This window comes from Cellvibrio sp. pealriver (assembly GCF_001183545.1).
Classification (GTDB): domain Bacteria; phylum Pseudomonadota; class Gammaproteobacteria; order Pseudomonadales; family Cellvibrionaceae; genus Cellvibrio.
This window is the reverse complement of record NZ_KQ236688.1, coordinates 2,501,057-2,526,357: the sequence shown is the minus strand read 5'-3', so window position 1 is coordinate 2,526,357 and position 25,301 is coordinate 2,501,057. Positions and strand designations below refer to the sequence as shown.

General features: G+C 46.1%; 27 protein-coding genes. 13 read left to right on the top strand and 14 right to left on the bottom strand.

Features of this window, described 5'->3' with window-relative positions; genetic code table 11:
* The first annotated feature begins 13 nt into the window (after positions 1 to 13).
* The 3 genes from VC28_RS10995 (at position 14) to VC28_RS10985 (ending at position 1,803) form a co-directional block, all read left to right on the top strand.
* Complete coding sequence (locus VC28_RS10995; RefSeq protein ID WP_049630677.1) at positions 14 to 484, top strand: OsmC family protein; 471 nt, start codon at positions 14 to 16, stop codon at positions 482 to 484.
* 86 nt (positions 485 to 570) lie between these two features.
* Complete coding sequence (gene lspA, locus VC28_RS10990) at positions 571 to 1,068, top strand: signal peptidase II (protein ID WP_049630676.1); 498 nt, start codon at positions 571 to 573, stop codon at positions 1,066 to 1,068.
* Positions 1,069 to 1,119: 51 nt separating this feature from the next.
* Positions 1,120 to 1,803, top strand: a complete 684-nt coding sequence (locus tag VC28_RS10985; RefSeq protein WP_049630675.1) for a DUF1349 domain-containing protein — start codon at positions 1,120 to 1,122, stop codon at positions 1,801 to 1,803.
* A gap of 158 nt (positions 1,804 to 1,961) precedes the next feature.
* Here the strand turns inward: VC28_RS10985 and VC28_RS10980 are convergent, their stop codons facing one another.
* The 4 genes from VC28_RS10980 to VC28_RS10965 all read right to left on the bottom strand — a co-directional run bounded on the left by VC28_RS10980 (position 1,962) and on the right by VC28_RS10965 (position 5,560).
* The gene (locus VC28_RS10980; protein ID WP_049630674.1) at positions 1,962 to 3,833 is read right to left on the bottom strand and encodes a serine hydrolase domain-containing protein; all 1,872 of its coding nucleotides are present in this window, start codon (positions 3,831 to 3,833) and stop codon (positions 1,962 to 1,964) included.
* On the bottom strand, positions 3,830 to 4,681 hold the full coding sequence (locus tag VC28_RS10975; RefSeq protein ID WP_049630673.1) for an alpha/beta fold hydrolase: 852 nt from the start codon (positions 4,679 to 4,681) through the stop codon (positions 3,830 to 3,832). Before VC28_RS10975 ends, VC28_RS10980 begins: the two co-directional genes overlap by 4 nt.
* 108 nt (positions 4,682 to 4,789) lie before the next feature.
* Positions 4,790 to 5,011, bottom strand: coding sequence for a helix-turn-helix domain-containing protein (locus tag VC28_RS10970; RefSeq protein WP_049630672.1), 222 nt, complete (start codon positions 5,009 to 5,011; stop codon positions 4,790 to 4,792).
* Between the two features lie 9 nt (positions 5,012 to 5,020).
* Positions 5,021 to 5,560 carry a DUF2975 domain-containing protein gene (locus VC28_RS10965; RefSeq protein WP_049630671.1) on the bottom strand — a complete coding sequence of 180 codons (540 nt, stop codon included), beginning with the start codon at positions 5,558 to 5,560 and terminating at the stop codon, positions 5,021 to 5,023.
* A gap of 259 nt (positions 5,561 to 5,819) precedes the next feature.
* Here VC28_RS10965 and VC28_RS10960 point away from each other — a divergent pair, with 259 nt between their 5' ends.
* A complete protein-coding gene (locus VC28_RS10960) occupies positions 5,820 to 6,365 on the top strand; it encodes a hypothetical protein (protein WP_049630670.1) in 546 nt (181 codons plus the stop codon).
* 58 nt (positions 6,366 to 6,423) lie between these two features.
* Here VC28_RS10960 and VC28_RS10955 read toward each other — a convergent pair whose 3' ends face one another.
* The 3 genes from VC28_RS10955 to VC28_RS10945 all read right to left on the bottom strand — a co-directional run bounded on the left by VC28_RS10955 (position 6,424) and on the right by VC28_RS10945 (position 9,712).
* Positions 6,424 to 7,371, bottom strand: coding sequence for an alpha/beta hydrolase (locus tag VC28_RS10955; protein WP_156184320.1), 948 nt, complete (start codon positions 7,369 to 7,371; stop codon positions 6,424 to 6,426).
* A gap of 444 nt (positions 7,372 to 7,815) precedes the next feature.
* Positions 7,816 to 8,760 (bottom strand): DNA-3-methyladenine glycosylase family protein, encoded by a 945-nt coding sequence (locus tag VC28_RS10950; protein ID WP_049630669.1) that lies wholly within the window; start codon positions 8,758 to 8,760, stop codon positions 7,816 to 7,818.
* Entirely contained in the window at positions 8,744 to 9,712 is a 969-nt protein-coding gene (locus tag VC28_RS10945) for a bifunctional transcriptional activator/DNA repair enzyme AdaA (protein WP_049630668.1), read from the bottom strand. The genes VC28_RS10950 and VC28_RS10945 overlap by 17 nt, the downstream gene beginning before the upstream one ends.
* Before the next feature lie 237 nt (positions 9,713 to 9,949).
* Between VC28_RS10945 and zigA the strand changes: the two genes are divergently transcribed.
* Positions 9,950 to 11,170, top strand: coding sequence for a zinc metallochaperone GTPase ZigA (zigA, locus tag VC28_RS10940; RefSeq protein WP_049630667.1), 1,221 nt, complete (start codon positions 9,950 to 9,952; stop codon positions 11,168 to 11,170).
* Between the two features lie 54 nt (positions 11,171 to 11,224).
* On the opposite strand, the gene VC28_RS10935 is transcribed toward zigA, so the two are convergent.
* Positions 11,225 to 12,157 (bottom strand): alpha/beta fold hydrolase, encoded by a 933-nt coding sequence (locus VC28_RS10935; RefSeq protein ID WP_156184319.1) that lies wholly within the window; start codon positions 12,155 to 12,157, stop codon positions 11,225 to 11,227.
* A gap of 69 nt (positions 12,158 to 12,226) precedes the next feature.
* Positions 12,227 to 12,658, bottom strand: coding sequence for an organic hydroperoxide resistance protein (locus tag VC28_RS10930; RefSeq protein ID WP_049630666.1), 432 nt, complete (start codon positions 12,656 to 12,658; stop codon positions 12,227 to 12,229).
* A 123-nt stretch (positions 12,659 to 12,781) separates the two neighbouring features.
* Between VC28_RS10930 and VC28_RS10925 the strand changes: the two genes are divergently transcribed.
* Positions 12,782 to 13,606: an AraC family transcriptional regulator gene (locus VC28_RS10925; RefSeq protein WP_049632346.1), complete on the top strand. Its 825-nt coding sequence runs from the start codon at positions 12,782 to 12,784 to the stop codon at positions 13,604 to 13,606.
* A gap of 86 nt (positions 13,607 to 13,692) precedes the next feature.
* Here VC28_RS10925 and VC28_RS10920 read toward each other — a convergent pair whose 3' ends face one another.
* The gene (locus VC28_RS10920; RefSeq protein ID WP_049630665.1) at positions 13,693 to 14,721 is read right to left on the bottom strand and encodes a methionine synthase; all 1,029 of its coding nucleotides are present in this window, start codon (positions 14,719 to 14,721) and stop codon (positions 13,693 to 13,695) included.
* Between the two features lie 106 nt (positions 14,722 to 14,827).
* A complete protein-coding gene (locus VC28_RS10915) occupies positions 14,828 to 15,811 on the bottom strand; it encodes a DUF1852 domain-containing protein (protein ID WP_049630664.1) in 984 nt (327 codons plus the stop codon).
* A gap of 349 nt (positions 15,812 to 16,160) precedes the next feature.
* Here VC28_RS10915 and VC28_RS10910 point away from each other — a divergent pair, with 349 nt between their 5' ends.
* The 3 genes from VC28_RS10910 to VC28_RS10900 all read left to right on the top strand — a co-directional run bounded on the left by VC28_RS10910 (position 16,161) and on the right by VC28_RS10900 (position 18,479).
* A complete protein-coding gene (locus tag VC28_RS10910; protein ID WP_053094190.1) occupies positions 16,161 to 16,775 on the top strand; it encodes a hypothetical protein in 615 nt (204 codons plus the stop codon).
* A gap of 315 nt (positions 16,776 to 17,090) precedes the next feature.
* Positions 17,091 to 17,723, top strand: a complete 633-nt coding sequence (locus tag VC28_RS10905) for a hypothetical protein (protein ID WP_049630663.1) — start codon at positions 17,091 to 17,093, stop codon at positions 17,721 to 17,723.
* 24 nt (positions 17,724 to 17,747) lie between these two features.
* A complete protein-coding gene (locus tag VC28_RS10900) occupies positions 17,748 to 18,479 on the top strand; it encodes an NYN domain-containing protein (protein WP_049630662.1) in 732 nt (243 codons plus the stop codon).
* Positions 18,480 to 18,577: 98 nt separating this feature from the next.
* Here VC28_RS10900 and VC28_RS10895 read toward each other — a convergent pair whose 3' ends face one another.
* Together VC28_RS10895 and VC28_RS10890 are read right to left on the bottom strand one after the other, a co-directional pair.
* Positions 18,578 to 19,864 carry a DASH family cryptochrome gene (locus tag VC28_RS10895; protein ID WP_049630661.1) on the bottom strand — a complete coding sequence of 429 codons (1,287 nt, stop codon included), beginning with the start codon at positions 19,862 to 19,864 and terminating at the stop codon, positions 18,578 to 18,580.
* A gap of 166 nt (positions 19,865 to 20,030) precedes the next feature.
* Positions 20,031 to 20,717 carry a DUF3299 domain-containing protein gene (locus tag VC28_RS10890; RefSeq protein ID WP_231591732.1) on the bottom strand — a complete coding sequence of 229 codons (687 nt, stop codon included), beginning with the start codon at positions 20,715 to 20,717 and terminating at the stop codon, positions 20,031 to 20,033.
* A 68-nt stretch (positions 20,718 to 20,785) separates the two neighbouring features.
* Here VC28_RS10890 and VC28_RS10885 point away from each other — a divergent pair, with 68 nt between their 5' ends.
* The 4 genes from VC28_RS10885 (at position 20,786) to VC28_RS10870 (ending at position 24,030) form a co-directional block, all read left to right on the top strand.
* Positions 20,786 to 21,502, top strand: coding sequence for an ABC transporter ATP-binding protein (locus VC28_RS10885; RefSeq protein ID WP_049630660.1), 717 nt, complete (start codon positions 20,786 to 20,788; stop codon positions 21,500 to 21,502).
* Entirely contained in the window at positions 21,499 to 22,884 is a 1,386-nt protein-coding gene (locus tag VC28_RS10880; RefSeq protein WP_049630659.1) for an ABC transporter permease, read from the top strand. The genes VC28_RS10885 and VC28_RS10880 overlap by 4 nt, the downstream gene beginning before the upstream one ends.
* Before the next feature lie 31 nt (positions 22,885 to 22,915).
* Entirely contained in the window at positions 22,916 to 23,392 is a 477-nt protein-coding gene (locus VC28_RS10875) for a tetratricopeptide repeat protein (RefSeq protein ID WP_197085512.1), read from the top strand.
* 122 nt (positions 23,393 to 23,514) lie between these two features.
* Positions 23,515 to 24,030 (top strand): TspO/MBR family protein, encoded by a 516-nt coding sequence (locus VC28_RS10870; RefSeq protein WP_049630657.1) that lies wholly within the window; start codon positions 23,515 to 23,517, stop codon positions 24,028 to 24,030.
* A 72-nt stretch (positions 24,031 to 24,102) separates the two neighbouring features.
* On the opposite strand, the gene VC28_RS10865 is transcribed toward VC28_RS10870, so the two are convergent.
* Positions 24,103 to 25,266: a tyrosine-protein phosphatase gene (locus VC28_RS10865; RefSeq protein ID WP_049630656.1), complete on the bottom strand. Its 1,164-nt coding sequence runs from the start codon at positions 25,264 to 25,266 to the stop codon at positions 24,103 to 24,105.
* Between the last annotated feature and the right edge of the window lie 35 nt (positions 25,267 to 25,301).

Genomic DNA, 25,301 nt, shown 5'->3' with positions numbered 1-25,301 from the left:
AAGGAATTTATGAGTGAGTAATCAATATTTTGCAAAAATTGTATGGAACAGTGACGGTACTGTTTTCCAGAATGGAAAGTACAGCCGTGAGCATCTATGGATTTTTGATGGTGGTGTTGAGGTAAGAGCATCCAGCTCGCCTCATGTGGTTCCATTGCCATTTTCGATTGAAAATGCGGTAGATCCGGAAGAGGCATTTGTGGCCTCAATTTCAAGTTGCCATATGCTGTGGTTTTTATCGATAGCGGCAAAAAAGGGTTTTGCTGTTGAGTCCTATACTGACGAGTCATCCGGTATTATGGGGAAAAATACAGAGGGAAAAGTTGCCATGTTATCCGTAACCCTAAAGCCCGAGGTTACATTTTCCGGCCAACATATTCCCACCCATGATGTTATCGCTGCCATGCATGAAACAGCGCATTCAGAATGCTTTATTGCGTCTTCAGTCAAAACAGAAATAGCTTGCCAACCCGTCTTCGGTTAATAGCGATTTTGAAAAGGCGATCCCAAACGTAGTGGTGTAATATCCAGTAATTTCCGTTGGTACCCATATACAAAAATTGAGTTTATATGAAACATAAGCTGCTACTTATATTGTTGGTTTTCTTACCTCTGGTTGGGTGTGATCGTTACACCAAGCAGCAAGCGGTAATTTTTCTTAAAGGTCAGGAACCGTTAACATTTTTAAATGGCTTCTTTAGTCTCACCTATCATGAAAATACGGGCGCTATGCTGAGCCTGGGAGCTTATTTGCCTGAAAATATCAGGTTCATGATTTTCACGTTTTTAGTGGGCGTGGTGCTGGTGGGTGGGTTGATCTATGTTTTAGTAAAGCCGATGAATAAAGTTAACTTTACAATAGGGTTGCTTATACTTTCTGGTGGTTTTGGTAATTTGTACGATCGCGCTTTGAATGATGGGCGAGTAGTTGATTTTATGTTGCTGCAAATAGGCTCTTTAAAAACAGGTGTATTTAATGTGGCGGATGTTGCAATTATGATTGGCTTATGTGGATTTATTTTTGCTTCCAGTAAATGGGGAAGGCAACGCATAAATCAATCAGGCTAATTTGTTGGAAAGGTGAAATTCTATTAAAAACCATAACTATACAGGGAACTTATGAACAATTTTAAATGCAGTATTTTATTGTTAAGTGCATGTTTACTATCCGCTTCCACTTTTGCGGAGGATAAACAAAATAAAACCCCCATTACCCTAAAATCTGTGCCGTATGAAATGCATGCAGATAACCAGTTTGGTGAGGTGAAGGTAAAAGGGGAGCAGATCGATATTCTGGCGCTAAAAGGATCTGACTTATTCACCAATACGACAGGAGCAAAAAACGCAGATAATACGCCGCGGTTATTGTTTATGCCTGAAGGAGATTTCATTTTTTCTGCCAAGGTTTCAGCGGTATTCGGTGAAACACCTTACGATGGCGGTGCGTTAATCGTTTATGCGGATTCCAAACATTGGGGGAAACTGCTGTTTGAACGTTTTAAATCAGGAAAAATTGGTATAGCGACAACAGTATCAAAGGGCAGTGGGGACGATGCCTATCACGGCACCAGAGATACCAGTCACCAGTATCTGAAAATTGTCAGATATGATTCTTCTTATATTTTCTATACATCGCAAGATGGAAAAGAGTGGAATTTTATTCGCCACTTTGAATTGAAAACAACGGTACCTGTACACGTAGGGTTTACTGCCCAAACACCGATGGCGGATAGGTTCACTGTGAATTTCTCTGAAATAAAATATCGTGCAGGAAGATTTACCAACTTCTGGCAAGGTGAATAATGCATTTATGGGTTGCCTTTTTTAAGGCAAAAATGGCAACCCATAAAGTTCTCTGTAGTTAAACTCTTTGTTATTAAATTCGCTGTAGCTATGACCATCCGCTCACAACGGGTGAGTATATTCGTAAAGTGGCCATTAACTGATTAGCTCCTTTCAGTTCACACCCAAAGTCTCATCATCAGCATTCCGTATTGTGCAAGGATAATAGCCATGCCTAGGTGGCACGCACTTAATATCGCAGAGTGCCAATACATCACTGGGTTTAGCTTTTCGCGGCGGTGTTTATAAACATTGATCAGACTATAAATAGCTAGCAGTGGATAAATGCTACTACCTATAAAAATAGTGAATGTGATGGGAGAAAATGTTCCCATTGTTTTCATTGTGGCGAATAAGAAAATCGCACTGACAACAATGATAGGGGTGAGGCTGGTCACTAACGGCCATAAGCGGATACTGATAGTTGTACCGCGCGATAGTTTTCCGAACATTAATCGAGTAAGCCAAACGAGTGCGAATAATAGACTGGTTACACTTAATAGCAGCGTTAAGCTCATTAAACCTAAAATACCGAATAACCAAAAAGCGGATACCCGTTTTAAGCTGGGTCCATCAGAAACTTCAACAACTTCACCCGCAAGCGGGTCGTTCACTATCGCAATGGTTGGCAAGCCTGTGTAATTGCTCACAAGTAAGTTTTCACTTATTGCGTAATCATTACTGGGCGCAGGCCAGCCACCGAATACTGGCATGCGGTGCAACTGGTTATCGCTTACCGTAATACGCATTGCACCGGTCAACTCCAACATTAATTTAAACGGTTCTGAGCGCGGATTGATGGGAATATAGTAGCCGGAAAGTTGTTTAAATTTTTCTGGCAACTCAATGGCTGTTGGTGCTGCTTTAACGAAGCCTTTTACCAAATAGGCGCGAATGAGATCTTGAATTCTTTCAATGGCCTGAAAGTTATCCTGATTCACGCTAAGTACGTAACCAACCTTGAGTTCAGGTATATAACCTAAGCGGCATTGACCGCCCGGTAGACCACCATCGTGACCGTGAAATGCAATGCCAGCACTTTTAGAACCCGATGTAAAATTACTCAGGCCATAACCTGCTTTTGTACCTGCAATAGCGCCCAAGGTTGTTGTGGGTGTTTCCATGCGAGTAAACGATTGCTCACTCACCAAGCGCTGCTGATTGTATTCACCGCGCGCAATTAAAAATTGTAAAAATTTCGCCATATCCGCTGTGGATACATTCACTGAACCTGCAGGGCGAATAATGACATTCCAGTAATCGTGTGCTGATCCATCTGCTGAATAAAGCGTCGCGCCATTTTTTTTGTACAAATCAGATTCAAAAAAAGTCGCGCTGGTCATTTGCAGGGGATTAAAAAAATGCATTTGCACATAGTCTTCATACAACTGCCCACTCACTTTCTGGACTATATAGGCCGCTATCGCCGTGCCTGCATTGTTATAGGAAAACCGTGTGCCGGGGATCCAGCGGGATTTCCGGTTGTAAGGGTGATAAGCGAGAGCATCTTGCAGGCTGATGTCAGGGTCGTCATGAGCAAACACCGAAAAGCGAACATCATCCCAGCCGGTTGTGTGCTCCAGCAAATGTACCAAGCGGATGGGATCAGTTTTTTCCCATTGGTTTTCAAAATAAATTTCCGGCGCGAGATCGCTCAGTTTATCGTCCAAACGTAATTTTCCTTGTTCGACCAATTGCAACACCGATAAAGCCGCAAACATTTTTGATACCGAGCCAATACGAAACATAGTATCCGGTGTGACCGGAGTGTGATTCGCTTTGTTTGCTTCACCTAATCCTGCTACCCACACAGGGCCATCTTCATCGACTATGGCAACTCCCAAGCCTGTTAAACCGGTTTCCACGCGCGCTCTTTCTACGGAGGCTTTAAATTCGTCCAGTGTTTGTGCATTGGTGTGTGCGCTCGTTGTCGATGCCATTATCAGGAACGATAAGACTATTTTTTGGAAAATATTTTTACTGTAGATCATTGCAATGGCTCCTTTGCTTGCATTACATCTTGAATGGCTTGTACAACTAATTCGGGTGACGTCTCTTGCATTTGATGAGATGAATCCGCTACCACCGTTTTCGCGCGCGGGTACATAGCTTTTATTTTTTCAATCAATGTTTCATCTTTGTTCACCATGCCCATATCAACAGATACGGCGGTGCCATCTTCGATTGCCCTTTTAGGGTAATTAAATAATCGTACTATAGGCATGTGATCAATAGCAGGCAGTGAGTCGATAGTAGCGCCGCTGGTATGCGCCAAATAAAGTTCCTCCTTCATATCACCTGACATGAATGTAGTCATCCCCAATTTTGCATACCAAGGAAATTCTTCAGGTTTTTTCAGCAGGCCGGGATAAACAGCGTCAACTAAAACCAATCCTTTAACTTCATTTGGATACTGTCGGGCAAAATGCTGCATATAAAGGCCACCCAGGGAATGACCGATTAAAATATATGGAGGTTTCACCTCTTGCTGCTGTAAAGTGTGGCGCAGCTCATTCACTATATTGTCGCTGGTGCGCATCGATTTTGCAGATGAGCTTTTGCAGTATCCTGGGCGATTGTAGGCAAATATATTGACGTTATCAGGCAACTGTTTAAACAGCGTTTCCCAACGCTGAATACAGTTTCTTGAACCGTTTTCAAATACCAGTGTGTAGGAGGCTTGCTCATGTTTGCGCACAAGACTTTCTATTTTTTGGTTCTCGATATGTAAGACCTCTGTGCCGAGGGTATCAGGTAAGCTGTTGCAGGACATTAATCCCAGCAAAACGAAGACGCATAAAAGTATGATCATCATCTTTGTTTTTAAAAAACAATTCATAAAAAATGCCTTATTTGCAAAATTTGCGCGTAGAAATACCTAGCCATCCAATAGAAGGTCAGGCCAATATGAAAAAATGAAACAGAGTAATGAAAAGGGTTAATTACATTAAGTATCGGGTGCTGATTCGTTTGAGAACGCCAGAATGTCACCTGGCTGACATTCCAATACCGCACATATTTTTTCCAGCGTATCAAAACGTATTGCTTTAGCTCTGCCGGCTTTCAATACTGAAAGATTTTGCGGGGTGATATCGACCAGCTCGGCCAGTGTATTCAAACGCATTTTTCGCTGTGCCAGCACGACATCCAAATTAACAATAATGGGCATATAAACTCCTTAGATCGTCAACTCGGATTCTTCGTTAAGGTCACAGCCGATTTCCAGCGCCCACAGCAATACATACATCAAACCAAAAATAATGATCCCGAAAATAAAATCGCCACTTACGGTCAATCTAAAATAATTATTTTGTGTATACAGATAAATCCAGGTGGCGACAGTCGCAAGAATGAAAATGCCGTAAATCGCCAGTGCATAGTTCAATGCCTTGCGAGCATGTGCGATTGCAGGTTTATTAAAAATATTGCCACTGGAAAAATGCCAAATTAATTGGCGTAGGTGATAAGTGACTTTTAACAATGCCAAGAAAAGCAAAGTAATGGGGATCATGAACAGACAACGCTGTAGATGGCTCAGGCTCTCACTATCAACGGAATGATTTGGGAGTGTGATCGCCCCCCTGGAGCCAAACCAGAGCCAGCCAATCACCAACGGTAAAAGCAGCAACAGCAGGTACTGGATACCGGTTAATGCCCAATACAAATAGCGGCTCAGTGTTTTGATACGGGTAATGCGCTCGTGCTGTTGGATATCCATAAAAAATCCCTTGGGATGGCTGTTGTTAGCCCAAATAATAACCGGAAATTAGCAAATAGCAATATATTTTTATCGATAAACGATAATTAAATATCGTTTCGATGAGTTTTGAAGGGCGGTGGTTATATAAATGCCAATCGCATTTAGGGAGCTAGGCAAATGGGGTAAGTGCGTCGGACAGAGTTACAATGCCGTTGTAACCTGCATTTTCCGGCAAAAAATACGCCGCTAATCGAAGCATCCAAACAAGGTCAGTTAAATGAAAAATACTGCAGCGCTCTCCTTATTGTTGTTATTGGCTTGTGCGAATGCCAGCGCAATTGAAATTGAAGGAACTCCGAAGTACAAAAAACAAGTGGAAGCATGTCTTGGATTGCTGGAGCGAAAAGCCTCTGCCGAGTATGAGTTTATCCGTTCACATATTGGGATTATTGCCCAAAATAAAAGAAGCGGGATGCGGGCATGGGAAGTGCCGCCTCGTTATCAAATGAGTGACACCACCGCGTTTTATTCTGTTACCTGGTGTGCGGGAACTATCGCGCACGATGCTTACCATTCTTATTTATACAAAAAACACGCAGCTATTAATGGTGAGAATAATGGTAATGGTGAAAAACCCGCTTATGAATTATGGGGCGGTAAGTCTGCGGAGAAAGAAGCCATTGAGTTTCAGTTAAAAGTCATGAAAAAAATTGGCGCAAGTGCACATGAGATTAATTATTTAACATCGTTGGATGGCACCCATGGCGATGCAAATAGCGACGGGAAATTGGATGGTGAGGATTACAAACAGCGTAATTGGTAATGAACAGGTTGGCCATTGCTGACCAACCTGTTTGGGCGTTTTTCGTAGCGATAATAAATTACGGTTTTACAAAACCGTTGACTTCCAGCCAATACATAAAGGATTCAAACCACTTGTTACTGGTGCGGTCGGGGTTGCCTAAGCCGAAGCCGTGGCCGCCATTTTGATAGAGGTGGAATTCCACAGGAATTTTTGCGTCGTACCAGGATTTAATCAAACCGGTTTCGCCGTGAAATAGAAAATCGTCAACGGCGATAGCAGCAAACATCGGTGGTGCATCTTTTGGAACATCAACTGCATTCATGCCACCGTAAATCGGTGCGATAAACGCCAGTTTCACTTTTTTGGATTGCAATGTGGTTGCCATGGTTAATCCGGCACCGGCAGAAAAGCCCATCATGCCGATTTTTTTCATATCGACATTCCATTCTTTGGCGCGGCTGTTAATTAACGCGTAAGCGGCTTCAACATCGGCAAGTTGATTATCCAGATTGCGTTGCAATCTGTCGGTGCCCGATTTTTTCTCGCCGGATTTATCTTCGCTCGCGGGTTTTGCCGCTTCAGCAAAACGCTGGTTCATTTGGTTTTCAAACGCTTCCAGTGAGTCGGCAGTGGGTTGCAGGCGATACTTCAATACAAACGCATTGATACCGCGCGCAGCGAGCGCTTCAGCAACTTCCCAGCCTTCATTGCCCATCGACAACCACATAAAGCCGCCGCCGGGGGCAACAATTACGCTGGTGCCATTGGCTTTTTTAGGATCGGCAAGAAACGGTGTGAGTGTGGCTTTGGTGATATTTCTCGCCATGGGATCACCCCATTGGCGAAACCAGCTTTCTTGTGCGGGTTGGTTGGCGACTCCACCGGTATTCAGTGGAATTGCGTTGGGTTCTTTGGGGGCTTCAATAGGGTACATTTTTCCATCTTGCGCGAAGACGGCGGCGCTACTTAAGCACACTGCACCAAACAGAATTGAGCGCAAAAATCGTGTGAATTGCCATTGCATAGATTGATCTCCAGATGTCATTTTTTTAATGCTCTACACATTACGATCCTTATGTGGATGCGGAAATGCAAAGCGAGCGATGCGTTCTGCGCATAATCCAATAACGGGTTTGAAAAATGTTTCCTGTTATCGCTATGCTGTTTTTAATTCGCCGTTTTATTTGCAGAACGTATTCATGCAAAAATTTTTTTGCATGAAGTTTTGTTGGTAGAACTCTGGATTGTGTTGATTTTATCGTTATGGGTGTAAATCCCCTGGGTGCCATACACGCGCCACATGATGGTCATCGCATAGGCGCTCAAGGCTCGCGTGGGCGAGTGGATTGCAAAATAAGATATATTATATTACAAGTTGTGGGCAAGAGCGCTTGAGGGGTAAACAGCGACATTGCCTTATCTTTACACTGTGTTCTTTGGGTGTGCTCTTGCGCTGTAGTGTTCAGCGCTATACAGGCTTCTCTTGCATCGCCCACAAGTGTGCTGCTACCAGGGCGCGCCAGGGCGAAAATTTAGCGAGCCATGCTTCGGTTTCCTGAGGGGATATTTTTTCGGTGCTGCGATACTGTTGTTGTGCGGTCAGTAGCTGCTGCAAATTGCGGCGCACGGCCGCATCGCCATGCAATGAGCCATCCATATAGCCGAACCCGCGTAACAGGGCGTAATGAATTGTCCATGGGCCTATGCCGCGCTGATTAATTAATTGCGCGTAAATGTCGTCGGCTGCGAGCAAGTCGCCGTTCCAGTAATTAACCAGCCATTGCTGCAGGGGTAACGCGCCGTTTTGAATGGCAGCGGCAAGTGCAAGCAAGGTGCTGGCTTTGGTTTTGGAAAAGCTGCACGCGCGTAAATCGTCTTCTGTTAATGCCAGGATCTGTTCTGCTTGCGGGTAACACAAAATACCGGACGAATGCATTACGCCTGCGCGTTGGATTAATTTGCGACGCAATGAAATAGCCGCTCCCAAACTAATTTGCTGCCCCGTGATTGCCCAGCTAAGTGCTTCAAATGGCGATGCCGCTTGCGGAACCCGCAGGCCGGATTGCTGTGCGATTAACTGGCGCACATCGGCGTGCCGCGCAGCAAAAGCTTCAAATTCTGCGGTGGGTTGATTTAATCCCAACATATGGGTGGCAAGTTGATGTAGCGCTGTGCGGGTGTTTTCGACGGCAATTTTTTTGCGCCCGCTATCGATATCCAAACCCAGCGTTAAAAAATTTCCCGCATGAAAATGAAATTGCAAACACGCGGGCAGGTTGTTCCAGATAATGCCTTTATACAAGTTGTCGCTGTCCCGGCGCTCTGCCAGCATGTGCGTATCGCGCTGGTGGAATAACAGAAAATCATTGCGCCGAAAATTATCGGGCAGTTGTATCTCAAGTGTGATTTGCATCTGCTTCACGCTGCAGCAAGATTTTTTTTCGCGCTAATCCCCAGCGGTAGCCTGCAAGGTTGCCATCGCTGCGCACCACCCTATGGCAGGGAATGACAATCGCTAAGGCATTGGCTGCACAAGCGCTGGCAACCGCGCGCACGGCTTTGGGCGAGCCGATGGCATGTGCAATATCGGTATAACTACGTGTTTCACCGGCAGGTATTTCTTGCAGTAATGTCCACACGCGTTGCTGGAATAAAGTGCCGCGAATATCCAGTGGTAATTGCGCAGCGTTTTGTTGTTGTGTGGGATTTTCAATCAACGCAACTACCTGAGCGAGCGAGTCGGAAAAATCCTGCGTATGTTCTTGCAGATCGGCATGAGGAAAACGGGTAGACAATTCTGCCACTAATTCTTGCGGATTATCGCCCAACAAAATAGCGCAAATACCTTTGCTGCTGCGTGCAACTAGCAATTGCCCAAGTGAAGATGCGCTACAGCAGTAAGAAATCATTTCATGATATTTGCGTGAACTGTTCATAGGTTTATCCGCGAAATGGCGATGCGTTTTTGCATAGGCCTTTGGGCTAATGCCGGTAATAGCTTTGAATTGCCGCTGTAAATGATAGCGGCTCACACCCGCATACTCAGCAAGTTGCGCAAGCGAAGGTTCGTCTGCAGCGGTTTCAATATAACGGCACACACGTGTAATGCGCTCCAGCAACGGGCCATCGGCACTGACATTTTGTGGGTGGCAGCGTTTGCATGGACGAAACCCGGCTTGTTCCGCCTCTGTCGCCAGATTAAAAAAACGCACATTGTCGCGGTTGGGCCTGCGCGACGGGCAGCCAGGGCGACAGTAAATGCCGGTAGTGATGACCGCATAAAAAAACTGCCCCGCAGCACCTGGATTGTCTAGCCGTTGCCAGCGCTGTGAATCGCTCAATGTATTGTTCGCGGCTTTGATCATCGTTTTTTTATCATCGCGGTGTTTAAGAGGTATTCAGTGGTATCTACTCTACCGCCATCCCCACCTCTTAACAGCCAAAATCTTGCGCTTACATTCGAATCTGCCCGCTCCCGCCCGTCGCTGAGGTGGCATTGGCGGTGTTACGGATTGTCCTTTTGAATTATTTTGTTATATTATAACGTTTCCATTTGTGCAGATGGCACAAATAGCGACACTAAAAACATCAGGCAACCGATCATGAGCTCACTTTCCTCCAACCTTCTGCCCGTAACTGTTCTATCCGGCTTTTTGGGCGCAGGCAAAACCACACTCTTGAACCATATTCTGAATAATCGCGAAAACCGCCGCGTTGCGGTGATCGTGAATGACATGAGCGAAGTGAATATTGATTCATCGTTGATTCAAAATCAGGTGGAGTTGAATCGCGCCGAAGAAAAACTGGTGGAGATGAGCAACGGCTGCATCTGCTGCACCCTGCGTGAAGATTTACTGGTGGAAGTTAAGCGCATGGCAAAAGAAGGACGCTTTGATTATCTGGTCATTGAATCCACCGGTATTTCTGAACCCTTGCCGATTGCAGAGACCTTCACGTTTGAAGATGAAGACGGCCAAAGCCTCTCGCAAGTTGCGCGCTTGGATACCATGGTCACCGTGGTCGATGCGGTGAATTTTTTAAATGATTATTACGATGCATTTTCGCTGCAAGAAACCGGTGAAAGCCTGGGGGAAGACGACGAGCGCAATGTGGCGGATTTACTGGTGGATCAAATTGAATTTTGCGATGTGTTATTAATCAGTAAAACCGATTTGATTTCTCAAGAACAGCTCGCCGAACTCAAGGCGATTTTAACCAAGCTCAACCCCGATGCCGAAATTATTCCCGTCACGCGCGGCAATGTATCGCTTGATAAAGTGCTCAACACCGGAAAATTCAATTTTGAAAAAGCCCAGCAAGCGCCTGGTTGGTTAAAAGAAATGCGCGGCGAACATACACCGGAGACCGAAGAGTACGGCATCAGCAGTTTTTCTTATCACGCGCGCCGCCCGTTTCACCCGCAAAAAATTTATGATTTTTTCTCCAGCCCTGCGGTGAAAGGAAAACTGCTGCGTTCAAAAGGATTTTTTTGGTTGGCATCGCGCCCGCAATGGGCGGGGCAGTGGAGCCAGGCTGGCGGTATTGCGCAACATGGCGCTGCAGGAATGTTTTGGAAAGCGATTCCGAAAGAGCAGTGGCCGGACGATGAAGAGCATGTGAATTACATTATGGATAAATGGGTAGAACCCTTCGGCGATATGCGTCAGGAGCTGGTATTTATCGGCCAAAATATCGATAAGGATTTTGTGACTGCGCAGCTTGATCAATGTTTGCTTACCGAAGAAGATGTATTAAAAGGCCAGGAGTATTGGAAAACATTGGCCGATCCATTTCCTGCATGGACGCAAGGGCACGCGCATTAAAATAAAAAAGGTGACCGACATATAAATCGATCACCTTTTTTATTTTTTAAAACGTTATTTGTTGCGCAAGAATTCCAACAAATCCTGATTCAAACGATCTTTGTGGGTATCAGCCAAACCGTGTGGAGCGCCGGGGTACACCAACAATTTTGCACCTTTAATCAATGCTGCCGACGCTTTGCCCGAGGTTTCAATCGGTACGATTTGATCATCGTCGCCGTGGATTACTAACGTAGGTATATCAAACTTGGCAAGGTCACTTCTGAAGTCCGTTGCTGAAAATGCCGCGATGGAATCGTAGGTATTTTTTGCGCCGGCCAACATGCCTTGTCTCCAGAAAGATTGGATTAAACCTGCTGAAGGTTTTGCGCCGGGGCGGTTAAATCCAAAGAACGGGCCAGAGGCGATATCCAAATATAATTGTGAGCGGTTGTCGTTAGAGGCTTTGCGCAAGCCGTCAAATACCGACAGCGGTAACCCGTTGGGATTGCTTTCGGTTTTCAACATAATCGGCGGTACGGCGCTGACAAGCACAGCCTTTTTAATCTGTTCGGTGCCGTGGCGGCCGATATAACGAGCCACTTCACCACCGCCGGTGGAGAAACCTACCAGCGTGACATCATCAACCTTAAGCGCGCTAATCACATCAGCCAAATCATCGGCGTAATGATCCATATCATTACCCTCCCATGGTTGGCTGGAGCGGCCGTGACCACGTCGGTCATGCGCAATAACGCGGTAACCTTTCTCTGCCAGGAATTGCATTTGCGATTCCCAACTGTCGGAACTCAGCGGCCAGCCGTGGCTGAACATCACCACTTGGCCATTTTTAGGCCCCCAATCTTTGTAATAAATTTCTACGCCGTCGCGTGTGGTCACTGTGCTTGCGGTGTGTGCAACTTTTGTTTCTGCATGTGCTTGCAGAGCGACAAAAGACGTTGCGGTGGTGATAACAAAAGCGCTCAAGATGTGAATAATTTTTTTCATGATCAAGCTCCAAATTTTTTCAGGTCGTAAAAGAGTGTGTGTGAGTTTGTTAAAACGTTATGTGTGAAATTACTGTTCGATAACCACTAACTCGACATCGATATTGCCGCGAGTTGCATTCGAGTAAGGGCAAACCTGATGCGCCTTTTCAACCAACTCTTGCGCTTGCGCCAAAGGCAATCCGGGCAGTGAAATTTCCAATTTAACGCGCAGTGCAAAACCGGTTGGGATGGGGCCGATGCCCACTTCTGCTGCGATTTGTGCGCTGGCCGGAATTTGAATGCGCGCTTGGCCAGCGACAAATTTGAGTGCACCTAAAAAGCAGGCAGAGTAACCAGCGGCGAACAACTGCTCGGGGTTGGTACCTGAACCACCCGCACCGCCGAGTGCTTTGGGGGTAGAAAGTTGTACCGACAGCGCGCCGTCATTGGATTCCGAACGGCCTTCGCGGCCACCGGTTGAAACAACGTTTGCGGTATAGAGGATGTTTGAAGGTTTCATAATCTGTGCTCCTGATGGGGTGTTGGGTAAAAGTCGTTGTGTGTGTCAACGAGGAGCATTGTGCTGGACAAGAAGGTACGAATTGATACAATTAGTCTTCAATTTTTAACAAATCGTATTTTTATGGTTGATCGTCTCGCAGCACTTCTAGGGCACTTTGCGATAAGCGCCCAAACCTTCCAAGCCGGCCCGCTGTGCGGCATTAACACGCTGGATGGCAGCAAACCCTATGGCCAACTGCATCTATTAAGGCGGGGCAAAGCCGAGGTATGGCATGGGAGTACCAAGGCCTATGAGCTGGAGGAGCCGAGCCTGCTGTTTTATCCGCGCCCCACGCCCCACAGCTTTGTGACCGACAGCGAACATGGTGCCGACTTTGTGTGCGCGAATATTTTATTTGAAGGCGGCTCGGCCAACCCGCTGCTGAATGCATTGCCTGCGTGCATCTGTATTCCGCTCGCACAGTTGCCTCACAGTGTCGCGCTGCTCTCACTTTTGTTTGCAGAAGCCGAAGCCAACAATTGTGGTCGGCAGACCGTGCTCGACCGTTTGTTTGAAGTGATTTTGATTCAGTTATTGCGCGAGTTGATGGAAAGTAACAATCCACAATTAGGATTGTTAGCCGGCCTTGCACATACACAACTGCGACGCGCCATAGTGGCGATGCATGAAAAACCGGAAGAGGATTGGTCGGTCGAACGCTTGGCAAAAATTGCGGGCATGTCGCGCAGTGTTTTCTCCAATCAATTCCGCGATGCCGTAGGCGATACGCCCGCTAATTATTTACAGCGCTGGCGTATTGGTCTGGTACAGAAATGGTTGAAGAAAGGGCAGTCGCTGCGATTAATTGCAGAAGAAGCCGGGTACAGCAGTGAAGCGGCGCTATCGCGCGCGTTTAAATCGCAATGCGGCGTATCGCCAATGCAGTGGTTGAAAGAAAATTCGTGAGTCTGCAGGCTGCAGCCTACATGTTGAGGTTGGGCGGCATTGCTGCCTGCGCGGCCCGACCCAACCTGCCAACTGCCGGATTTGTATTAACGCGCGAGTTCCTTGCGCACAATATCCGCGCCTGCGCTTAATGCTTTGAGTTTCCCCAGCGCGACCTGGCGGGGCAGCGGTGCCATGCCACAGTTGGTGCAAGGGCAGAGTTTGTCGGCATCAACAAACTGCAATGCTTTGCGTAAAGTAGCAGCGACTTCTTCGGGCGTTTCGATGGTGTTGGTGGCTACGTCAATCGCACCTACCATCACTTTTTTGCCGCGAATCAGTTCAAGTAATTCCATCGGCACGCGCGAGTTGTGGCATTCCAGCGAGATAATATCGATATTGGATTTTTGTAGTTTGGGAAAAATTTCTTCGTATTGTCGCCACTCAGAACCCAGCGTTTTTTTCCATTCGGTATTGGCTTTAATACCGTACCCATAACAAATATGTACGGCAGTTTCGCATTTAAGCCCTTCGCGCGCGCGTTCCAAGATGGCAATGCCCCAGTCATTCACCTCATCAAAAAACACATTAAAAGCAGGTTCATCAAACTGGATTATATCCACGCCCGCTGCCTCTAATTCTTTCGCTTCCTGGTTGAGAATTTTGGCGAATTCCCAAGCCAGTTTTTCGCGGCTTTTGTAATGGCCATCGTAGAGAGTATCAATCATGGTCATCGGGCCGGGCAGGGCCCATTTAATGGGGTGTGTGGTTTGTGTGCGCAGAAATTTTGCGTCTTCAACAAACACCGGCTTCTGGCGCGACACATCTCCCACTACCGTGGGTACGCTTGCATCATAACGATTGCGAATTCTCACCGTTTCGCGCTGCGCAAAATCAACGCCGCTCAGGTGCTCAATAAAGGTCGTCACAAAATGTTGGCGCGATTGCTCGCCATCACCAACAATATCAATCCCCGCCTGTTGCTGTTCCTGCAATGACAAACGCAGCGCGTCTTTTTTGCCTTCCAATAATTCATCACCTTGCAATTTCCAGGGCGACCAAAGTGTTTCAGGCTGCGCAAGCCAGGAGGGCTTGGGTAAGCTGCCAGCGGTGGATGTGGGCAATAATGTTTTCATAGTGAATAATCTTGTCTATTTAAAAATTATCGGGAAGCTTTGAAATATTCACTTCCCGTCATACCCGCAAATGCGGGTATCCAAAAAAAATTAACAGTGTGGCGAATTAAAACGCGTAGTTAGCTGACCATTGCTCAAGAATGCGTTGATAGGGTTTGATAAATTTTTTTTCAGCAAATTTCCCCTGTTCAATAGCCAACCGGCTGCGTTCCTCGCGGTCATACACCACTTTGGTTAATGAATAATCCTGATTTTTTAAATTGGGTTTGTAATAGGCTCCCGCTACTGCATTGGCGTTATAAATTTCAGGGCGATATATTTTTTGAAAAGTTTCCATGGTGCTAATGGTGCTGATCAACTCAAGGTTGGTGTAATCCACCAGCAAATCCCCAAAGAAATAAAACGCAAAGGGTGCGACGCTATTGGGCGGCATAAAATAGCGCACCGCCAAGCCCATCTTTTTAAAATACTGTTCAGTTAAAGATGATTCATTAGGCGTGTATTCAACGCCCAGCACCGGGTGCTGGTTTTCAGTGCGTTTGTAGGTTTTGTTATCGGAAACACTCAGGCAGATCACCGGTGGTTTATTAAAATGCGATTTGTAAGTCGTCGAGTTCACAAAGTGTTTGAACAGCTTGCCGTGTAAATCGCCAAAATTATCGGGAATGCTGAATGTGGTTTGGTTTTTGTTGTGCTCTAACAGCAGCACACTAAAGTCATAATCGCGCACATAAGACGAAAAATTATTCCCCACAATGCCTTCAATGCGCCGGTTGTTGTAGTGATCCAGAATAGTGGTTTTCAATATTTCAATCGCAGGGAAAGCGTCGCCTTTTCCCGTGCGCTCAAGGTCCATTTCCACTGAAATAATTTCCAACTCCAGCGAATAGCGATCCCCCTTGGGGTTATCCCAATGTGCCAAGGCATTAAAGCGGTTATCAATCATCGTCAGCGCATTGCGTAAATTCTCCTGCCGGCTGGTACCCCTCGCCAAATTGGCAAAGTTAGTCGTGGCCCGCGTATTGTCTGCCGGATGATAGTTCTCATCGAAACAAATGCTTTTGATGTTAAAAGTAAAATCGTTGTTCATGGCAATGTCGCAACCTGATTAAGAGGCAAGGGTGATTTTGGCTCTGGTTAAGTACAGGTTGTCTTTATACTGGAATGACTGCATGAACAAAAACGATAATAATTCATGAAAAGGTGAATATTATTCATGTTGTTAGTGGGGTTGGGTTGAATAAAGTGCTTGAAAAGGGAGGGCTTAAGCTGGGGGGTAAGCATGCCTATTGGTTTGGTTGAGTTGAATCAGGCATTGAACTAAGTCATCCTTGGCGCGCTATTTAACCGTTGAAAATTTTACCGCTTGCTGTGTAAAGAGGCGGATTGGCAAAGGGGCGTAGCATCAAATGAAATGCCAGAACACAAGGAGCACACCCATGGCATACGATGAAAATAAATACAGCGTTCAAAAACTTCCCAATCCTTTGTTGCTGCATTGGATCTTGAATCCCGGCTTGGCAATTAACGAAGTCATTCTCGGCCAGCGCATCCCCAAAGTCACACTGATCGACAAAACCAGCAATGCCCCGCTGGTCGATCGCAATTATGTTCCATGCCCTTCGTGTGGAGCTATTCACCATGGAAAGCTTTGGGGAAAGGGTAATGCTTTCGGCCATTGGCTGGGTTTAATTTGCCCTAATTGCGAACAAAAAATTCCCTGCTTATGGAATGTGTTCAGCCTGATTTTGCTTGCCGTGCTTTCTCCTATTTGGTTCCCCCTTAAAAAAATCTACGAACAAAAATACATCGCCTACGAACTTTCGCGCTTCAAAAAAGCAGAGGCCAATATGGCTAACCCTATTAATAAATTTACCTGGATAAAAATGGGTGCATCATTTGGTTTATTGATGCTCGCATTTTTTGTCTCTGCGGAATATTTCCGTGGGGGAATAACACTAGATAAGTTTATTTTCCTTGCGATCATTAATACCATAGGCGGCCTGTTTTTTGGTGCGTTTATGTGGTTTTTTATGGGGCGTAAGAAGGGGTGAGGTTGTGTAATTAGGGGTAATGGTGGTTTGATAATTTGTGTGGTATCAAGCCGAATGTTCGAAGCTTGGCACGAGTAGGTTGCCAGTGAGAACGAACGGCAGCATGGCTATGTATCCGCAACCATCAAAACCAAAATACGTGCCTAGTTGATTGTCTTTTTCGCAAAAAAATGTCGAATTTGCTATTGCGAATGTTGCGGTCCGCAAGCGCACCGGCAACTTATTTAAGCGCAATCTACGTGTTTTAGCAAAAAACTAAAAACGCATTGTTATTAATAAAGTATTCATGCAGGAAGCTAGAGGGAAATTCATATAATGATAGACAATTTGCTAATTGGTATCTTGGGTGCGTTGATCGGTGTCTTCTTTGGTCACCGACTTACACTTACTCTTTATCGGGAGCGCGGTAAATCTCTTGAGAGAGCATATTATAACGAATTCGAAATAATGCTTAATGACTTTAAAAGTTGGTTTCCTACTTTAGTGGGTGAATATGATGAGCCTCTGAGAGAAGCTTATTCTGGTAGGCCGTCTCTTGATCTAAAGCTAATCCAAGGGCTTGTGTTGGAGCTTGTTAGTACAGATAAAGTCATTAACTCGGATCAAAGGAAGCTTCTAGCTAATTTAGAAAGGGTAATTGAAAATATAAGAAGAAATGATGTGGAGCGTGACATTTATATAAAACAGTGGCTTAAAGATGGCGAAGCCTTTGACAAGATAGAGCGTCGTCGTATTTCTCAAAAGTTAAGTTTTATAACAGCGAATTTATTACTTGATGTCTCCCAGTCAATTTATTACTTGAATAAATTGATTTTTGAACGGAGTAAATTTTCTTTTGGCAAGGATGTTTCGGTTATAAGTTTCTTTTGCCATTCTTGTGAAGTATGCAAAATGGATTTTGTTGATGACAAATGGAGTAATTTGACTAGGCGATTAAATGTTGAATGATTAAGTTTTTCAAAAGGAATAAAAATGCCAGAAACCAAAAAAATAGCTTTGTTGATCGACTGTGATAACGTCAGTCATAACTCCATCGAAGGTGTGTTAGCGGAGCTTGCTAAATACGGCATGGTCAATGTGCGGCATGCGCATGGTGATTGGAATAGCCCGTCATTGTCTGGCTGGGTAACAAAGTTGCACCCTAATGCAATTAGGCCAATGCAGCAATTTGCTTACACCAAAGGAAAAAATGCTACCGATTCTGCGATGATTATTGATGCAATGGATCTGCTGCATAGTAAAACAGTCGATGCCTTTGCGCTCATGACGAGTGATAGTGATTTCACTCCTTTGGTGTTACGCATTTTGGAAAGTGGAATGCCGGTATACGGTTTTGGTGAGAAAAAAACACCACAGCCTTTTGTTGATTCCTGCTCTTTGTTTATTTTTACGGAAAATCTATCTGTGGATCGCGAAGAAAAGCTTGATTCGCCACAGCTTCAGCTCAATAAGAAAACCAAGAATGAATTGCGTCAGGATTCTGGTTTGGTGAGGCTCTTGCGCGCAGCAGCAGAGCAAACCGCAGAGGATGATGGTTGGTCTGCTTTGGGCAGAGTAGGTAGTTATATATCTAACAACAGCTCTTTTTCATCAATCAACTACGGCTATAAAAAACTGGGCGATTTGATTCGAGCAAGTGAATTATTCGATATTGAAATGCGCAATGGTGGAACCGCAATGTATATAAAAGATAACCGGAAATAGGCGGTGGTTTTAATTCGTGAGTAGCCCGCATGGAGCCTAACGAAATGCGGGGTTATTTAATAAATTTATCTCCCGTATTCCGCTAGGCTCCATACGGGCTACGGCTGTATCCAGTGGTGGGTGAAGGTGAGGTCGGGGTCGTGGGTTTGTTGTTGTTTTTCGATGTTGAAGTGACGGCGGCCGCGTGGGTCGGTGCCTACTCCGGCGAGGTATTGCCAGTTGCCCCAATTGGCGGCGACATCGTAATCAATCAGTTGTTGTTCAAACCAGGCTGCGCCGTAGCGCCAATCTACTCCCAGTTCATTAATTAAATAGCTAGCGACAATTTGCCTGCCCCGGTTGGACATCCATCCGGTGTTCAGCAGTTGCCGCATAAAAGCATTCACAAAATCACTCGCGGTATTGCCATAACACCACGCCATAAATTCATTGGGATAAAAACTCAGCAACGGGTTTTTATTTTGTATACCGCGCAAGGCAAACATTTTTTTGCCTGCGCGATAAGCCAGCCACTGAAAGTATTCACGCCAGAGAATTTCAAAGTACAGCCAATAAGTAGATTCGTTGGCTTGGTGTTTGGATTCATAACGGCGGATGGATTCCACTACTTGGCGTGCCGATAGGCAGCCGAACGCTAGCCAGGGCGATAACTTGGATGAAAAATCCCAGCCGTCTAATTGGTCGCGAGTTTGTTTGTAATTGGCAATCAAATGGGATTCAAATAAAAAATAATCCAACTGTTGCATGCCCGCGTGAGTGCCGCCCGAAAAATGTAAGCTGTTTGATGGCAGAGTTTCATTGTTGCGCGCAAATTGGACACAGAGCGAATCCAACTCGCAATAAATATCGCCCAACATAACGCGTGTTCGCAGTGGTGGTGCGATAGGCAGCGCACGTGTTGGCGGGCGCTTTTCAATCAGCTTACGAAATTGTGAAAATACATTCGGCAAATCGTTCACAGCAAAAGGCAATTCGGCGCGATCAAACAGCGTGAAATTTTCCGAGATATAAAGCGGTACATCGAGTTCTGCTTTTACTCGTGCAACCTGATCGGCTTCGTCACTGCCCGGATGATCGCCGACGGCAACAGCGCCCACATTTAATTGCTGTGCAAGCGCAACCACTTCGGTGACTGGATCACCTTGTAGAACGACCAGATCACTTCCGACCTGACGCAATTGCTCGCGTAAATCGCGTAGGGATTCCAGTAAAAAAATCAGGCGGTGGCGATCAATTCCCTTGCATTGATAACGGCCTTGGCGAAACCACTGTTGCGGTAACACAAACACACCGAGTGCAGAATCTTGTGTGGCGGTTAATTGTGTCCAGCCGGGGTTGTCCGCCAAACGCAAATCGTATCGAAACCAATAGAGCGCTGTTTTCATGAGATCAAGGCTTGCACGTTAAGGTGCGCGTTGGAAAGAGTGGGGCGCGAATCGCGCCTGTGTTATGCGTTGTATTACTCGCACTCTTTATACGTGCCTAACCGCGGTTTGTATCAGTGGGGTGACTATCTCCAGTCACATTTTAATTTAAACATTCTGGTTACTATTAATTCAAAAACTCCGGTTCTTCGGGTTCTTCATAGCGTTCCAGTTTTACATTGCGCATGGAGTAGGCCGATAATCCAAGATCATTTTCCTGGGTTTCTATCACCACCGTGCCATCAACCCAAAAGGGTGTGTACAAATCGGGCAAGGTAAAACCCTTGGGGTGCTTAACGTAAATTAATTGGTTGGGCGGCGGTGGTGGAACATGGATGCAAGCGCCGAAGTAGGGCACCAGAAAAAATTCGGTGATGACTTGGTTATCGTCGTATTCAATAGGCACTATGTAACCCGCAATGCGGATGCGTTTGTTATTAAATTCGGGGCGAACTTTGGTGGATTTAAGGGCATCGCGCCAACTGCGGCCGGATTTTTCATCCTCTATTGATTGCTTTGAATCAGCAATAGCCTTGGCGATTTGATCTTCAAATGCCGATGTGTTGCTATTGAACCCCTCGGCGGGTGCATCCTGCGCGAGTTGGTCATCGCTGAGTGATTGGTGATCGATTTGCGGAATAGATTCCAATAAGCGCAAATCCTCGTCGGGCAACAATTCTGTCCATTCCACTGTCACCGCGGGGCGCGCCAAATTTTCGGGCGCTGCGTGAGCGGCACTAACAAAAAACAGGATTACAAACGCACATAAGTGAGCTGGAAAAGAAGCTTTTTTTGTTGGATAGAGTTTCATCATTCGGTGTCTCACATTACCATCACACCTGCACCAGCAGGATTAATCACGCAATCATACAAGCCTTTCTTATGAATGACAGCATCAACAACAGCGCAATTTCACTGCAATCCGTCCAGTATGCATGGGCTAAACAGGATTCCCCTTTTTTGGCGATAGATGATCTGTGTATCGCGTCAGGTGAAAAAATATTTCTGTACGGTGCCTCCGGGTCTGGCAAAAGTACGCTGCTGAATTTGATTGCTGGTGTGGTATCGCCACGCGCAGGCAGCATTCATGTATTGGGTCAAGATATAGCCCGTATGAGCAATCGCCAGCGCGACCAATTTCGCGCGCAATATATGGGCATTATTTTTCAGCAATTTAATTTAATTCCCTATTTGAATTGCGTGGAAAATTTACAGATGCGCGTAGAGTTTCTGCCGCGCGATCAAAAACAGAGTGCCGTTGCGCAGATTCCGGTTTTGTTGGAACGGTTGGGAATTGCCAATGTGGCGCAGCAGCAAGCGAACCAACTCAGTGTAGGGCAACAACAGCGTGTGGCGCTTGCGCGTGCCCTCTTGGGCAGCCCGCGCATTATTATTGCGGATGAACCTACGTCTGCACTTGATGCAGACCTGCGCGAAACCTTTATGCAGCTCTTGTTTGAATTGTTGGATGAAAAAACTGCGCTGCTGTTTGTCAGTCACGACCAGCAACTGTTGCCGCGTTTTGACCGCGTGCTCAATATGCAGGATTTTCGTGCAACAGCACCAGATGCGCAGTCACAACCGGAGATGCAGTCATGATTCGCCTTCGTCTTGCCGGTAAAAGTTTATTGAATCGCCGCGCAACGGTACTGCTGACCGTGTTGTCGTTAACCATTGGCATTATGTTGGTGCTTGGCATTACCCATTTGCGCACGCAAGTAAAAGAAAGTTTTAACAATACGCTTTCCGGAACCGATTTAATTGTGGGCGCGCGCGGCGGTACATTAAATTTATTGTTGTACTCCGTATTTCATATGGGCAGCAGCACCCACACGGTTCGCTGGCACACCTATGAAGAGTTGGCAAAACACAGTCAAGTCAAATGGGCAGTGCCACTTGCGATGGGCGATTCACACAAGGGGCACCGTGTTGTCGCCACTACACCGGATTTTTTTGCGCGCTATGCTTACGGTAAAAAACAACCGTTACAGTTTGCGCATGGAAAAGCCTTTGCCGGAAAATACGATGTGGTGATAGGCGCAGCGGTTGCGCGTAAATTACAGTATCAGCTGGGCGATAACATTGTATTAGCGCACGGCATTGCCGAGGTGTCGCTTGCCAAACACGATGATTCTCCATTTGTTATTAGCGGTATCCTTGCGGCCACAGGTACTTCCGTCGATAAAAGTTTGTACATTTCACTGGCAGGCATGGCCGCGATTCATGAGGATTGGCAATCTGGCGTGCAGATTCCCGCTGCAAAAAAACAGCCACAGATTACACAGCACGCGCACGATGATCATGAACACGAACACTCTTATGCGGATGGCGAAAAACATCGCGGACACAATCACGGGCATGAACAAGAGTCCGAACATGAACATGAGAGCGAGCATGAACATGAAGCACATGATCATCAGGCACATGACCAATCTTTAAGTGCAATCTTTGTCGGTTTACAAAGTCGCGCTGCAACATTTACGGTGCAGCGGCAAATCAATCAATACACTGGTGAACCACTGCAAGCCATAGTGCCCGGTCTTGCATTGGCAGAATTGTGGCAAGTCGTGGGTTCGGTAGAAGTCGCATTCAATGTAATCGCGTGGCTGGTAGTGGTGGCCAGTTTGCTTGGAATGGTTGCAAGTGTGCTGACTGCGCTCCACGAACGGCAGCGCGAATTTGCCATTCTTCGCTCGTTCGGCGCGAGCCCCGCTTATATTGTTAGCTTGATTGTGGGCGAAGTATTTTTATTGGCGTTATCGGCCATTGTGTTGGCAACGTTGTTATTGGTTTTGTTAATTGGCGGGCTTCAATCCTGGCTGTTGACTGTGTGGGGCTTAACGATTTCAGCCGATGTATTCGGCCCGCAGCAATGGGAATATGTCGGCGTATTTCTTGTGGTGGCACTTACGATGGCATTTGTTCCTGCTGCTGTTGCGTATAAGCGCAGCTTGAGCGATGGCTTATCTATTCGCCAGTAATACTGGCAGAAAAATTTTATGGGAGTTAACAGTGGAAAATAGTATTAGAGAAAAAGCAGAAGCCTTGTTGGAAGAGGGTGAGTTAGTTGAGCTTTACGCATTGCTTGCGCCTTATCTAGAACAAGGAGATGGCTACGCACAATTTTTATATTCCAGTTTTAGTCTGGAAAGCTTGAATGAAACAGAAGATGAATTTGAAGCGCGCAGCATGCAATTGTTAAACAGCGCATCAGAAGCAGGCGTGGCAGAAGCATCGTATCGTTTGGGCGTTATTTATTTATATGGTGACTTTGTCGAGAACAACTCCACTCGCTCCAGCGATTATTTTGAGCGCGCTATCGCCCAAGGGCATTCCCATTCAAAATTCACCTACGGCTTTAATTTGTATTACGGCGTGGGCGATGTGCAACAGGATAAAACCAAAGGATTAAAACTGCTGCAAGAAGCCGCACAAGAGGGAATTGCCTTGGCGGCAGATGAATTGAACATGATTAACGCTAAAAAATGATGATCGCCGTTAGTGCTGATGTAATCTGTCATGGCTTGCCGAACGTATTAGTGTGGATGAGTTAATACTCTGCAGTTTTTTATTCACACTAACGGATCTATTTATTATTCATGAGTTTATTTATGAGTGTTTTATCGGCAGGCCTTTCAAGAAATCAACAAATCATCGGCCTTTTCGCCTGGCTTTTGTTAAGTGTTGTAACTGCAGCGATTGGCAGCGCAGCATCTATTCAGGCAGCACCTTTCTATGCTGAATTAATACGCCCTGATTGGGCACCACCAGCCTGGCTGTTTGGGCCTGTGTGGACGGTGCTTTATGCGCTTATGGCGATTGCGGCATGGCTGGTATGGCGTATTGATGGATTTGGTGCAAATAGTGGCAGTAGGGCGCGCATGGCGCTGCTGTTGTTTATTGCTCAGCTGATCGCCAATGCACTCTGGAGCTGGCTATTTTTTTACTGGCGCGATAGTGCACTGGCGTTTGTCGATATAGTGCTGTTGTGGTTGCTGATTGCAGCTACTCTGGTGATGTTTTGGCGAATTACACCCGCTGCCGGTGTGTTGTTAGTTCCTTATTTACTGTGGGTGAGTTTTGCCGCTGCGCTCAACTATTCGCTATGGCAATTGAATCTCTCGTGATGGTCAGCATGCTGACCATCACTACCGGCAGCTCCGGTGAAGGGAAACGGGTTGCCTGTTTTTAAATAAGCCTTATCGCATATCGGTTAAGTATAACTTCTGGATCTGCGCAATTTTTTGGTCGTCGATTTTCAATTCATCGCGGATAAAATTACGCGCGCTGCCGTGGTTTTTTTCCAGTTCTGCAAACATCGCTTGAATAAACACCGGGTCTGAACCCATAAAGACATTGCGTGCTTCTGCAGGCATGGCCGCTATACCTGAGTGAGGCGCTTCGGCGGTTTTGCCTTGCGCCTCGGCGCGCATGCGGCGCAGCATTTCACGTTGGCCAAAATTGGCGACTCTTTCAGTTAATGCATAATCTTGTTCAATTACATTGCGCGGTACATCCAACGCAGTGAGTACGAGCGCGGCGGCCATGCCGGTGCGGTCTTTGCCTGCTGAGCAATTGAAGGCCAGCGGCGCTTTGTTTTCTGCCAGAGCGTTGAACATATTGCTCAGGCTTTGTTTGAAGCGGTAGGGGGCGGTGCGATAAAAGCCTTTGAACATTTCCTGTGCTTGCTCTGCAGTTTTTACCTGATCAAAACGCAGTGCGCCTTCTGCAGATATTAATTCACGCATTGAGTAGTCTTCAGTTTGAAAATCGGCATTGGGAGCAAAAGATTTCCATGCAGTGGGTTCGTGTTGCAATTCTTCGCGCGAGCGGAAGTCGCACATTACGCTGATATTCAATTTGCCGAGATAATCAAAATCATGCGGGGTTAAATCCACCATGGTGCCGCTGCGGTAAATTTTCCCCCATTGCACCATGCGGCCATCGTTGGTTCTGTAGCCGCCCAGGTCACGGAAATTAAATCCACCCTCCAGTGGTAATACGCGTTCAGCTACCCACTGGCCTGCGCCTTTATTCGGTTGTACAAAAATATATTGACGTGTGTTTGGTGTGCGCTGCAGTAAATAACTATTTCCGGTAACGTTGCGCGCAACCAGTGTTTTTTCATCGTTGGGATGATTGGCGACATAAATATCCACCGGTGTTTTTGCATCGCTCAATGTCCAGGTTACTAACAGTGACGATGCTAGCAATGGCTGCTCTTGAGTGAGCAATTGTACATGTTGAATAACGACGGGTGACTTGGTTACAGCAGTTTCGTGCGTCGTGTTTTGGCAACCGCCGATTAACAATGCTGCGGCGAGAGCACTAATACCGAGCGTTTTTTTTGCAAACAGGTTCATGATAATTACCTCATAGTTAAAATTAGTTTTATGGA